The 12,384-nt window shown below is 54.1% G+C and carries 14 protein-coding genes; 10 read left to right on the forward strand and 4 right to left on the reverse strand.

The genetic code is table 11. The features are described from left to right. Nucleotides 1-322: 322 nt before the first annotated feature. Complete coding sequence (locus OLX08_RS05550; protein ID WP_391483041.1) at nt 323-754, forward strand: thermonuclease family protein; 432 nt, start codon at nt 323-325, stop codon at nt 752-754. Nucleotides 755-845: 91 nt separating this feature from the next. Here OLX08_RS05550 and OLX08_RS05555 read toward each other — a convergent pair whose 3' ends face one another. The 3 genes from OLX08_RS05555 to miaB form a co-directional block, all read right to left on the reverse strand. Beyond that, nucleotides 846-1,163, reverse strand: coding sequence for a hypothetical protein (locus OLX08_RS05555; RefSeq protein ID WP_391483043.1), 318 nt, complete (start codon nt 1,161-1,163; stop codon nt 846-848). A gap of 11 nt (nt 1,164-1,174) precedes the next feature. Further along, nucleotides 1,175-1,711, reverse strand: a complete 537-nt coding sequence (locus OLX08_RS05560; protein WP_048599373.1) for an OmpA family protein — start codon at nt 1,709-1,711, stop codon at nt 1,175-1,177. 273 nt (nt 1,712-1,984) lie between these two features. After that, nucleotides 1,985-3,313 carry a tRNA (N6-isopentenyl adenosine(37)-C2)-methylthiotransferase MiaB gene (gene miaB, locus OLX08_RS05565; RefSeq protein WP_391483044.1) on the reverse strand — a complete coding sequence of 443 codons (1,329 nt, stop codon included), beginning with the start codon at nt 3,311-3,313 and terminating at the stop codon, nt 1,985-1,987. Nucleotides 3,314-3,450: 137 nt separating this feature from the next. On the opposite strand from miaB, the gene OLX08_RS05570 reads away from it, so the two are divergent. After that, nucleotides 3,451-4,320 (forward strand): hypothetical protein, encoded by an 870-nt coding sequence (locus OLX08_RS05570; RefSeq protein ID WP_391483046.1) that lies wholly within the window; start codon nt 3,451-3,453, stop codon nt 4,318-4,320. Nucleotides 4,321-4,332: 12 nt separating this feature from the next. Here OLX08_RS05570 and irr read toward each other — a convergent pair whose 3' ends face one another. After that, on the reverse strand, nt 4,333-4,758 hold the full coding sequence (gene irr, locus OLX08_RS05575; protein ID WP_391483048.1) for a Fur family transcriptional regulator Irr: 426 nt from the start codon (nt 4,756-4,758) through the stop codon (nt 4,333-4,335). Nucleotides 4,759-4,943: 185 nt separating this feature from the next. Here irr and fabA point away from each other — a divergent pair, with 185 nt between their 5' ends. The 8 genes from fabA (at nt 4,944) to OLX08_RS05615 (ending at nt 12,345) form a co-directional block, all read left to right on the forward strand. Next, complete coding sequence (gene fabA, locus OLX08_RS05580) at nt 4,944-5,453, forward strand: bifunctional 3-hydroxydecanoyl-ACP dehydratase/trans-2-decenoyl-ACP isomerase (protein ID WP_391483173.1); 510 nt, start codon at nt 4,944-4,946, stop codon at nt 5,451-5,453. A 176-nt stretch (nt 5,454-5,629) separates the two neighbouring features. Further along, nucleotides 5,630-6,859 carry a beta-ketoacyl-ACP synthase I gene (fabB, locus tag OLX08_RS05585; RefSeq protein ID WP_391483050.1) on the forward strand — a complete coding sequence of 410 codons (1,230 nt, stop codon included), beginning with the start codon at nt 5,630-5,632 and terminating at the stop codon, nt 6,857-6,859. Nucleotides 6,860-6,991: 132 nt separating this feature from the next. After that, nucleotides 6,992-7,780, forward strand: a complete 789-nt coding sequence (locus OLX08_RS05590; protein ID WP_048599356.1) for an enoyl-ACP reductase — start codon at nt 6,992-6,994, stop codon at nt 7,778-7,780. 84 nt (nt 7,781-7,864) lie between these two features. Beyond that, nucleotides 7,865-8,530 carry a haloacid dehalogenase type II gene (locus tag OLX08_RS05595; RefSeq protein WP_391483052.1) on the forward strand — a complete coding sequence of 222 codons (666 nt, stop codon included), beginning with the start codon at nt 7,865-7,867 and terminating at the stop codon, nt 8,528-8,530. Then, the gene (locus OLX08_RS05600; protein ID WP_391483053.1) at nt 8,530-9,357 is read left to right on the forward strand and encodes an alpha/beta fold hydrolase; all 828 of its coding nucleotides are present in this window, start codon (nt 8,530-8,532) and stop codon (nt 9,355-9,357) included. The genes OLX08_RS05595 and OLX08_RS05600 overlap by 1 nt, the downstream gene beginning before the upstream one ends. Beyond that, nucleotides 9,354-10,316, forward strand: a complete 963-nt coding sequence (locus OLX08_RS05605) for a threonine/serine dehydratase (RefSeq protein WP_391483174.1) — start codon at nt 9,354-9,356, stop codon at nt 10,314-10,316. Before OLX08_RS05600 ends, OLX08_RS05605 begins: the two co-directional genes overlap by 4 nt. A gap of 5 nt (nt 10,317-10,321) precedes the next feature. Continuing rightward, on the forward strand, nt 10,322-11,113 hold the full coding sequence (gene pcaD / locus OLX08_RS05610; protein WP_391483055.1) for a 3-oxoadipate enol-lactonase: 792 nt from the start codon (nt 10,322-10,324) through the stop codon (nt 11,111-11,113). Then, on the forward strand, nt 11,110-12,345 hold the full coding sequence (locus OLX08_RS05615; protein ID WP_391483057.1) for a TCR/Tet family MFS transporter: 1,236 nt from the start codon (nt 11,110-11,112) through the stop codon (nt 12,343-12,345). The genes pcaD and OLX08_RS05615 overlap by 4 nt, the downstream gene beginning before the upstream one ends. Nucleotides 12,346-12,384: the final 39 nt, after the last annotated feature.

A 12,384-nucleotide genomic window follows, 5' to 3' on the forward strand; every position in this document is an offset into this window, starting at 1 on the left:
TTTGACGCAACGACCCAGCCGAACACTCATTCCCAGCAAAGTCTGTACCTACCAACATTTTGCCGACATAGTACTGAGGTATTTAGTGGTAGCGGCACAGCCGTATTAATTGGTGAACGGGTTTATGGAAATATTTGCGCTTATAGCCGTATGTGCAGTTGTTTGGTGGATTGCATCGCAGATGGGGCACAAAACCCCTCCGACACACCCAACACAAAGGCCGCGGCAAAGCACCATGCCGAGGCAAGTCAGGTCTACACGAAAAACCGCTGCTCCGAGCGCCACGGCGTTACGCCCACTTCCAAAGCCATCAACGCCTGAGGTGGGCGAAAAGCTGGAAGGCCCCGCCTACATTATCGACGGAGACAGCCTGCGCATTCAGAAAACGGAAATCAGATTGTTTGGCGTTGATGCCCCCGAGATCAATCACCCCTACGGCCAAAAAGCCAAATGGAAACTTCTTGAACTGTGTAAGGGACAGCGGATCACAGCAGAAATTACAGCAATTGATCACTTCGGACGAGCAGTCGCAAAATGCTACCTACCAGACGGAACAGATGTGTCCGCAGAAATGGTCAGACAAGGACACGCGATCGACTGGCCGCGCCACTCTGGCGGCGTTTACACGCACTTAGAAAGCCCAGGCGTGCGCAAACGTCTATGGTTGGCCAACGCACGACAAAACGGTCAGATGTTCCTTTGGCAACGGCATGAAGAACGCAAAGCCGCAGCAAAGCAAAAGCGCGAACAATGAACGTTTACCGCCCTAAAGTGTTGTAGCGCTAAAAATAAAACCCCCGCCAATTGGCAGGGGTTTCAGAAACACGTCACTAGGATCAGCCGGATCAGAGCGGATCAGATACATCATCGGCGCCCTTGAAAGGACCGATTGCTGTGTTGGGTGGGGCAACGCCTGAGCAAACTGGCTTGCCGTCGGGGTCCAAACGCGCGGACAAATACCCTTCGATACCGTCATCGATAATCCAGTGGTCGCAGCCTGTTGGGTCAACCCAGATACCCGCCTGCAACTGGCTTAGGTCTTTGTTGCCACGAAAGCCTGCATCAACGGTTTTGTCGTCCCGAGGTCCACCCTCAAAGCCAGACACACAGCCCGCCATAAGCAGTCCCGCCGACCCAAGAGCGATGGTTTTCACAATATTCATTTACTCACTCCTCAGCGGATACAGATGATTTCAACGCGGCGGTTTTGCGCCAAGCCTGCTTGGGTTTTATTTGATGCACGTGGTTGGCGTTCCCCGTAACCACGCACATCCACAATATTCGCCCCTGCAGAGCGACCCACCGCGGCGACCGCGTTTGCGCGGTTCAATGATAAGCGCATGTTATAGGCGTCAGATGCGCGGCTGTCTGTGTGGCCAGTGATAACGTAGCCCGCCGCGCCGGTTTCGCGGAAAAACTCGGCCAAGCGCGCGCGGCCTGCGTTCGAGACATGGTACCGGTTGGTGGCAAAAAGTTGGTCAGAGTTGATGACGCCGCACGTATTGCCGCGATTACACACCGGAATGCCTTGGCGGGTGACGTGAGGCGTCATAAAGCCTTCCGCGCCGTCATCCATCACCCAATGCTCGCAGCCATCGGGATCAACCCAGATTGTTGGTACGTAACGCTCGCCTACCACTGTGCGCTGTTGTGCAGCTGCATCAGTTGTCTGAAACGCCAACGCCGCCACAGCGACCGCAGCCGTTGCGATAGCGGATTGCGCTATGTTTTTCACTCTATTCACCACGAGATGTATCCTCTGCCGTTGTAACCGGTGTTCACTCAAAAACACAGAAATCAGTTTTGACGTCGGCGTGTCAAAAATCCGTTAATACCTAAAACTCTAGCAAATTCGGGCAGTTTGTGAAGAAAAAACTACCACATATTGTGCGTGATTGCGCAACAATGGCTAGGCGAACAGCCTATTTTTGCCAATTTGCGCACTATCGTATGAAATATCGGTGACCAAAGGCCTGCCCGCACTTCAGGATGAGACAAGCTCTCCGGTCAGCGAGTTGGTTTCAGAGGCGGTGATTAGCACTTCAGCCACCTCGCCCAACAGATGATCCGGGGCAAATGCATGGGTGGCGTGCAGATACTCGGACTTGCCAATCAACTGCCCCTCGCGACGGCCACGTTTTTCAAAGAGAACTTTCACTTTGCGACCAACCATACTGTCTTGACCTGCGCGTTGCTGCTCTGAAATCAGTGTCTGGAGACGCTGAAGGCGCTCGCTTGCGACCCCATCATCAATCTGCGGCTTTTCTGCCGCTGGCGTGCCGGGGCGTGTAGAGTATTTAAAGCTGAACGCAGAGCCGTAGTTTGTGGCGCGGATCAAAGACATAGTGTCTTCGAAGTCCTGATCCGTTTCACCCGGAAAGCCTACGATAAAGTCGCCAGAGAGCATAATGTCAGGGCGCGCTGCGCGGATACGCTCAATCACCTGAAGGTACTCTTCGGCAGTGTGTTTACGGTTCATCGCCTTGAGAATACGGTTGCTTCCTGACTGCACTGGCAAGTGCAAATACGGCATCAATTTATCGCATGTACCGTGTGCCTCGATCAGGTCATCGGTCATGTCATTGGGGTGTGAAGTGGTGAAGCGGATGCGCTCCAAGCCGTCAATTTTGTCCAGCTGCCAGATAAGTTGCGCCAATGACGTATCAGAACCGTCGTCCGCCGCACCGTGGTACGCATTCACGTTTTGGCCCAGCAAGGTAATTTCGCGCACACCGCGTTCTACCAGATCACGGGCTTCTGTGACGATGCGCGACGCGGGGCGGCTGACTTCGGCACCGCGAGTGTAAGGCACCACGCAGAACGCGCAAAATTTATCACAGCCCTCTTGGACCGTTAGAAACGCCGTTGGACCACGTTTGGCTTTGGGACGCGACTTGAGGTGGTCAAATTTATCTTCTTCAGGAAAATCCGTGTCGAGCGCCTTGCGGCCCGTTTGGATTTTCTCCTCCATCTCGGGCAGGCGGTGATACGACTGCGGCCCAACAACAAGATCAACTGCGGGCTGGCGACGCATGATCTCTTCACCCTCAGCCTGAGCGACACAGCCCGCTACACCAATCTTCAGATCAGGCTTATCGGTTTTAAGCGTCTTGAGGCGGCCCAGTTCGGAGTAGACTTTTTCAGCGGCCTTCTCACGGATGTGGCATGTGTTGAGCAAAATCATGTCTGCTTCTTCGGGGCTGGACACTTCTGTGTAGCCCTTGGAGCCCATCGCCTCAGCCATGCGTTCACTGTCATAGACGTTCATTTGACAGCCGTAGGTTTTGATAAACAACTTCTTGGTGTCAGCCATGACAAGGACCCTTGCTGGTTGGGATGAGGAAAGCACTATGCGCGCCCATGCGCCCATGTATATAATGTAGTTCTGGCATGCAAATGGTTCGCTATTGAAGCACTGTCAACGGGTACTATTGACGGATTTCACAGCTTATGCGGCACAATACGTTAGATGATTTCATCGCCTCAGGCGCAGATGTGTTGCGCCAAGGGCCGATCGCGCTGATCTTTGTGGAAGACAGCGTTGAGGTGAACAACACGATCAAACATCATCTTGGTCTTGGGTTTGGCACCGTTTTGGTCTTTGCGGTGGATGACATCACCATCGATCCCACCCATGAAAAGGTGGTGCACCGCATTGCCTATGACCCGATTGAACCAGCGGCGGTTTGCGCGCACGTAAACCGGGTCATCGGTGCCGCAAACGGGCAATGGGTCTATTACTGTCATAACGCTGAATACTTGTTTTACCCGTTCTGCGAGACCCGTAGCGTCAAGGAAATGCTACAGTTTCACGCCGAAGAACGCCGCGATGCGATGCTGACATATGTGATTGACCTCTATGCAGACGATCTGAACGCGTATCCTAATGCGGTTTCCGTTGAGCGCGCGCACCTTGATAAATCAGGCTATTACGCACTGGCCCGCAAAGACCCCGACGCCAATTGGGAGCCGAAAGAAAGGCAGCTTGATTTCTTTGGCGGAGTACGGTGGCGGTTCGAGGAACACATCCCTGAGCAGCGCCGCAAGATTGACCGGATCAGCCTGTTTCGTGCCAAGTCAGGACTTGAGCTGTGGACAGATCACACATTGAACGATGAAGAATACAACACGTATGCCTGCCCTTGGCACAACAACATCACTGCGGTGGTGGCCTCTTTTCGCACAGCAAAGGCGCTAAAACGGAACCCCGGTTCGTCTTTTGATATCTCAACGTTTCAGTGGCGTAATTCGGTGCAGTTTGAATGGCACTCACAACAGCTTTTGGACCTCGGACTAATGGAGCCGGGTCAGTGGTGCTAATTTAACAGGTAATTAAGTGCGGCGCAGACGGATGACGACATCAACTGACGCAATCTCAGCCCCTTCGGGCAAGTCCGGCAGTTTGGCAATTTCCAGCTGATCCGCTGGCGCATCCGTCAAAGACGCGGTGTCTTCCCAGTAAAAATGCGGGTGATCTGACATGTTGGTGTCGAAATAACTTTTCGCCCCATCAACTGTAATCTCACGCATCAGGCCCGCATCACAAAACGCGGCCAGAGTGTTGTAAACCGTCGCAAGAGAAACACCCTCGCCCGATTTTGACGCAGCCTCATAAAGCCCTTCGGCCGTTACGTGGCGGTTCTGCCCATCGCCCACAAGCAATGTCGCCAATGAAACGCGTTGTTTCGTTGGGCGCACACCAACGGCTGTCAGCCAGTCAGTGCCACGTTGGGTTGGGAGAAGCGTCTCAGTACTCATGTCGTTGATATATGCTATTTTGCGAGCCGTTTTCAACTGCAAAGGCAAGAATGCGTAAAGATGGCTTTTCTTTATGGGCATTTGCTCAGCTCTTTACCCATAGGATTCCAGACGGTTGCACCTGACTTTACGGCAATGATAGAGATGACATGAGCAAGCCACGCAATGTGACGAAAGAGAAAAACATGTCCCAATTCCCCACCAGCTTCGACAAAGATGATCTGCTAAAATGCGCCCGTGGGGAGCTATTTGGCGAAGGCAATGCACAACTCCCAGCCTCACCCATGCTGATGATGGACCGGATCACGGACGTATCTGCAGACGGCGGCGCGCACGGCAAAGGCCACATCACCGCAGAGTTCGATATCACCCCTGATCTGTGGTTTTTCGATTGTCACTTTCCCGGCAACCCCATCATGCCCGGCTGTCTGGGCCTTGACGGCCTGTGGCAGTTAACGGGCTTTAACCTTGGCTGGCGCGGCTGGCAGGGGCGCGGATATGCGCTTGGCGTTGGCGAAGTGAAGCTGACCGGCATGGTGCGCCCTGACCGCAAATTGCTGACCTACAAAATTGACTTCACCAAGGCGATCCAAACCCGCCGCCTGACCATGGGCGTTGCGGACGGCATCGTGGAGGCAGACGGCGAAGTGATTTACCAAGTCAAAGACATGAAAGTGGCCCTAAGCGAAAGCTAAGGATCACACGGGGTTCACCCAAAACAGTTGAGACAAATAAAAGTGCCGCTGCTTCATAAAGACAGCGGCACTTTTCGTTGACCCGTACGCTTCGATACCGCTGTTGGTCAGCGCCCCTCTTGCCCCGCCAGCGGCTCTCCCATACATATCCATAAAGCCAATAAAGGGAGCTGCTCATGCGCCGCGTTGTCGTCACAGGACTGGGAATTGTATCGCCCATCGGAAATTCAGCCGAGGAAGTCACTACCGCTTTGAAAGCCGGTAAAAGCGGAATTGTTGCGTCTGAGGAAATGGCCGAGCACGGGTTTCGCAGCCAAGTCGCCGGCACCCTGAAAATTGACCCCAAGGAACATATCGACAAACGCGCCATGCGTTTCATGGGCCCCGGCGCGGCATACGCCCACATCGCCATGAGCCAAGCGATCGCCGATTCAGGCCTTGAAGAAAAAGACGTTGTGAACCCGCGCACCGGTTTGGTTGCAGGTTCTGGCGGCCCTTCAACGTCATCCATGCTTGCAGCACATCAGACTGTTTTGAAAAGTGGAGCTACCAAACGTATTGGACCATTTGCGGTGCCAAAATGTATGGGGTCGACAATCAGTGCGAATTTGGCAACCGCGTTCCAAATTAAGGGTATCAACTACTCAATCACCTCTGCATGTTCCACTTCCCTGCACTGTATCGGTAACGCAGCCGAGCAAATCATGATGGGCAAGCAAGACGTCATGTTTGCAGGCGGCGGCGAAGAACTTGATTGGACCCTGTCGTGCCTCTTTGATGCGATGGGTGCGATGTCATCGAAATATAACGACACGCCCGAAAAAGCCTCACGGGCGTTTGATGCGGACCGTGACGGGTTTGTCATTGCTGGGGGCGGCGCGATTGTGGTGCTTGAAGATCTTGAGCACGCCAAAGCGCGCGGCGCGAAGATCTATGCAGAAGTCACAGGCCTTGGTGCAACATCCGACGGTGCTGACATGGTTGCGCCATCTGGTGAGGGCGGCGAACGGGCAATGCGTTTGGCGCTGCAAACTTTGCCGCAAGGCCGCAAAATCAGCTACATCAATGCCCACGGCACATCGACACCTGTCGGTGACGTTGGTGAAGTAGAAGCAGTGCGCCGCGTTTTCGGACAAGGCAGCACACCTGTGATCAGCTCGACCAAATCAATGACCGGCCACTCACAAGGGGCAACTGGCGCACAAGAAGCGATCTACTGCCTGTTGATGCTGAAAGACGACTTTATCGCGCCATCAATCAACGTCGAAACACTTGATCCGGCGCTCGACCCTGCAGAGATTGCAACCGCGCGCGTTGACAACGCTGGCCTTGATACGGTCATGACAAACTCGTTCGGCTTTGGCGGGACTAACGGCTCAATGCTGTTGAGCAAGTTCCAAGACTAACCCCCTACGAACCAGATGTGCGGGTGCTTCAACTGCTGCTCGCACATCGAACCCTTCCTCATAAAACCCTGCGTCAACTTGACCTAAGCGCCCAAACGGGTCACTTAGTTCGTAAGTATATGAGGAAGAAAAATGACCAATTCATTGCAAGGTAAACGCGGCCTGATCATGGGTGTCGCGAATGAGCGCTCAATCGCTTGGGGCATTGCCCGCGAAATGCACCGCGCAGGCGCCGAATTGGCATTCTCTTACCAAGGCGAAGCTTTCGGCAAGCGTCTGGCGCCACTGGCTGAAAGCGTTGGTTCGGACATTATGGTCGATGTGGACGTCACCGATGACGCCTCAATGGATGCAGCGTTTGAGACGCTCAAAGACAAGTGGGGCACAATCGACTTTTTGGTGCACGCCATTGCGTATTCCGACAAAAATGAGCTGACGGGCCGCATCTCGGACACCTCACGGGACAACTTCAAGAACTCCATGGCGATCAGCTGTTATTCTCTGATTGATTGCGCAAAACGCGCGTCTTTGTTGATGCCAAACGGGGGCACAGTACTGACCCTGACGTACCAAGGCAGCAACCGCGTCACACCTTTCTATAACGTGATGGGCGTTGCCAAAGCGGCACTTGAAAGTGCAACGCGCTATCTTGCCAATGACCTTGGCCCGGACGGCATTCGCGTAAACGCAATCAGCCCCGGCCCGATGAAAACTTTAGCAGGTGCCGCGATTGGCGGCGCGCGCAAGACCTTCCGACAGACCGAGACAAACGCACCACTGCGCTCAAACGCAACCCTAGAGGCCGTGGGCGGCACAGCAGTGTATCTGGCGTCGGATGCAGGCGCGTGCACAACCGGCGAGATCATCCGTGTGGATGGCGGCTACCACGTTCTTGGTATGCCGCAATCCGAAAACCTCTAGCACACGACCTAGCGCGTCACAGACACGCTTGACGCTGGCGGGCGGATGGGCACTCTGGCTTTGTACGTTGAAGGAGCCAAGGCAATGCCCATCACCACCTGTGTATTCGATGCTTACGGCACGTTGTTTGATGTAGCCTCGGCCGCGCGCCGAGCAGCATCACAGCCAGAAAACCACGCAATAGCTGAGTGCTGGCAACAAATTGCGGCAGACTGGCGCGCCAAACAGCTGAACTACACTTGGCTGCGCACAATCGCCAAAGAACACGCTGATTTCTGGCAAATCACTCAAGACGCGCTTGATTGGGCCCTTGAGGCACAGGGAATTTCTGACGCAAATCTGCGCCAAAGATTGCTGGACCTTTACCGCCACCTTGATGCCTACGATGAAGTTGCAACTGTGCTGCGCGATCTATCAGAGCGCGGTATATCTTGCAGCATTTTGTCCAACGGCACCCACGACATGTTGAATGCTGCGATCGGGTCCGCTGGGCTAAGCCATGCGTTTACAAATGTCTGGAGCATCGATGACATCGGCGTCTTCAAACCCGACACGCGTGTTTATGACTTGGTAACGGCGCCAAAAGATGAGGTGCTGTTTATGTCATCCAACGGCTGGGACGCGGCAGGTGCGGCGCACTACGGCTGGCGCACCGTCTGGGTGAACCGAGCCGGTGACCCTGTAGACCGGCTCTACGGGGTGCCAAAAATTATCGAGCGGGACCTGACCAAAATTGCCGAGTATCTCTAGTGCCAATTTTCGCAGCAGCTGACCGCACCAACCTTTATTATACTGACGAGGGCAGCGGCACGCCCCTTTTGCTCTTGTCTGGGCTGACCCGTAATGGTGACGATTTTCAGTATGTCATCCCCCATTTGCGCCAACGCGGCGATGTGCGGATCATAACGATGGACTACCGCGGGCGGGGCAAATCAGATTGGGCCGACCCTGCCACATATTCAATCGCTCACGAAGCCCAAGACGCGTTGGACCTGCTGGATTATCTGGGGGTGAACTCCACCGCAATCCTGGGAACATCACGCGGCGGGCTAATCGCCATGGCGCTTGCCGCGACGCACAAAAACCGCCTCACCGGTGTCGCGCTTAATGATATCGGGCCCGAGATTTCCCAAACTGGCATGGATGCAATCCGTGCGTATGTGGGGCGCAATCCTGCTGCACAAACCTACTCTGAGGCGGCCAACATGCGTGCGCAGTTGATGGTGGGCTTTGCGAATGTACCAGCCAGCCGTTGGCACGAAGAAGTGCACACGCATTATCGCCAAACTCCAGATGGCTTGAAAATCAACTATGACCCGCGCCTGTCGGAAACCATTTTGCCGCCCCCTGATACACCCCTTCCAGACATGTGGCCCCTATTTGATGCGCTGGCAGGTTTACCAATTTGCACAATTAAGGGCGAAAACTCAGACCTGTTTACTCAAGCCACCCTCGACAAGATGCTGGCCAAACGCCCCGATATGATGCACGCCATCATCAAAGACCGCGGTCATGTGCCATTTTTGGACGAACCAGCGGCAGTGCAGACCCTGAACAAATGGTTGGATTGTTTATGAACATTGATGAAATTCGCGCAGCGGACAAAAGACTTGAAGGGCACGTGCGCCGTACGCCACTGCTCAATTCACCGGCCCTCGACAAAATTGCGGGCAAGCGCCTATTTTTGAAAGCTGAGAACCTGCAGCACACGGGGTCATTCAAATTTCGTGGTGGCTGGGCGGCCATAAGTGCGCTGCCACAAGACACCAAAGGTGTGCTTGCATATTCAAGTGGGAACCACGCCCAAGGTGTTGCAAATGCTGCGCAGCATTTTGGGCTACCTGCAGTGATTATCATGCCCTCGGATGCACCGCTCACTAAGATCAATAATACCAAGGCGCTTGGCGCAGAAGTTATTGTTTACAATCGTGAATCTGAAGATCGGGATCAAATTGGTGCGCAAATTGCTGCGCAGCGTAAACTTACTCTGATCAAGCCATTTGATAACGCCGATGTCATAGCAGGCCAAGGTACATGCGGGCTGGAAATTGCTGCGCAAGCAAAAGAGGCCAGCATTGATGAAGCAGATGTTCTGGTTTGCTGCGGCGGCGGCGGGTTCGTGAGTGGCATCGCCCTCGCGCTTGAGGCTGACGCACCAAAAATGCGTGTCCGTCCCGTTGAGCCGGTTGGCTTTGACGATGTGATCCGTTCGCTTGCAGCGGGCAAGAGACTGAGCAACCCGTCCACCACCGGCAGTATTTGTGACGCCATCATCAGCCCCAGTCCGGGCGAAATGACTTTTCCCATCATGAGCCGCCTGCTGCACAGCGGCATTACTGTAAGTGATGAAACGTGCCTACGAACAATGGCATTGGCATTTACCCACCTAAAAGTCGTTCTGGAGCCAGGCGGTGCGATCGCATTAGCAGCAGCGCTTTTTCACAATAAGGGTCTGGGAGATACCATTATTGCCACTGCCAGCGGCGGCAATGTGGACGCACCAATGTTTGCGCGCGCGCTTGAAACGCTGGACTGACATCTGTGAGTGAACACATCATCGATCGCCCACAGGGGCAGCAAATCTTCTGCAAATCAGAAGGTGAAGGCGCGCCATTAGTGCTGCTGCACGGGCTTGGAACACATATGGGCATCTGGGATGGATTGTTGCCATATTTACCCCCTAACTTGCGAATAATCAGATGCGATATTCGCGGGCATGGCCGCTCAAGCGCACCCGATGCCCCCTACTCAATGGGCCAGTTAATCAGCGACATTGAAGCGGCTTTGGGTCATCTACGTGTGCAGGATGCAGTGGTGCTTGGAACGTCTATCGGCGGGATGATTGCACAAGGGCTTGCAGTCAAGCGGCTTGATCTTGTACGCGGGCTGATCCTGTCCAACACGGCAGCAAAAATTGGAAATGCTGACCACTGGCAAGACCAGATTGATGCGTATCGCGCGCACGGGCTAAGCAATTCCGCTGACAGTATTTTGCAGAAATGGTTCAGCCGCGATTACGCGATGTTCAATCAGACCCGCAATTTTCGCCAGATGCTTTTGTCGACCCCTTTAGAGGGCTACCTTGGCTGCTGTCATGCGATCAAGGGCACGGATTTCTACACACCAACAAGCGCATTACGATTGCCAACTTTGGGGATCGCCGGTTCGGAAGATCAAGTAACTCCACCGGACTTGGTCCGCGAAACGCTTGATGTCATTCCTGGGTCGAAATTTCACCTGATGCGACGTGTCGGTCATTTACCTTGCGTTGAAGCGCCCAAAGCCTATGCAGAAGTGATCACGCAGTTTCTAAAAGACATAGGCCACATATGAACATCTCCGAAACTGCGCAGCAGCCAATCAAAAGCACACGCCTACCCTTTGTTTTCATATTGATCACGCTAACGCTTGACGCGATGGGGATTGGCTTGATCTTGCCAGTAATGCCCGATCTCATCCGCGAAGTAAGTGGTGGCACTTTGGGAACAGCCGCGATTTGGGGCGGTATTTTGGCCACAACTTTTGCTGTGATGCAGTTTGTTTTTGGGCCCGTTTTGGGATCACTGTCCGACCGTTTTGGCCGAAGGCCGGTTCTATTAATCTCACTTTTCGTCATGGCAGTGGACTATTTGGTGATGGCGCTTTCTGGCACCATTTGGTTGCTGTTTTTAACCCGCGTTGTGGGTGGGATTACCGCCGCGACCCAATCCACAGCGGCCGCATTCATTGCCGACATTTCCGCGCCAGAGAAAAAATCTGCCAACTTTGGGCTGATCGGCGCCGCTTTTGGTATCGGCTTTGTGTTGGGCCCCGCAATAGGCGGACTGTTGGCTGAGTTCGGAACCCGCGCGCCGTTTTATGCCGCCGCAAGTCTTGCTGCGATGAACCTTGTTCTGGGCTATTTTGTATTGCCCGAAACTGTGACGGATGCGATACGCCGCCCCCTTGATTGGCGACGCGCCAACCCGCTTGGAGCGCTATTGCAGATTAGCAAACTGAAGGGGGTCACAGCGCTACTCACACTCTTTTTCGTTTATGAGTTTGCCTTCATCGTCTACCCCGCCACATGGGCTTATTTCACCCAAGAACGGTTTGGATGGGCGCCCTCAATGGTGGGCGTGTCACTGGCATCGTTCGGGATTTCGATGGTCATCGTCCAAGGATTTCTGATCCGCTGGGTCATCCCAAAATTTGGCGAGGTAAATACAATCATCTACGGCTTTGTCTTCAACGGGCTGGCGTTTGTGTTCCTATCAAGCGTCAGTCTGGGATGGCTGGTGCTGGCCTTCACTCCCGTGACCGCCTTTGGTGCCGTTGTGACACCCGCACTTCAAGGGTTGATGAGCCGCGCGGCAGGCGCAGATCAGCAAGGAGAGCTGCAAGGCGTCATAGCTTCGGCCAAGTCCTTGGCAATGATCTTGGCACCGCTGGTCTTAACGTGGCTCTTTTATCACTTCACAGATGACGTTGGTATTTATCTGCCGGGGGCCGCATTTGCACTGTCCGCAGCCCTAATGGTGTTGTGTTTCTTTGTCTTTTTGGGCTGGAGGCGCGGTCAGTCGTAAAGCGGAAAACAGCGCAGAGTACCGCTACGGAAGTTTCCC

The sequence above is a fragment of the Nereida ignava genome (assembly GCF_047114695.1).
In the GTDB taxonomy this organism is placed as follows: domain Bacteria; phylum Pseudomonadota; class Alphaproteobacteria; order Rhodobacterales; family Rhodobacteraceae; genus Nereida; species Nereida ignava.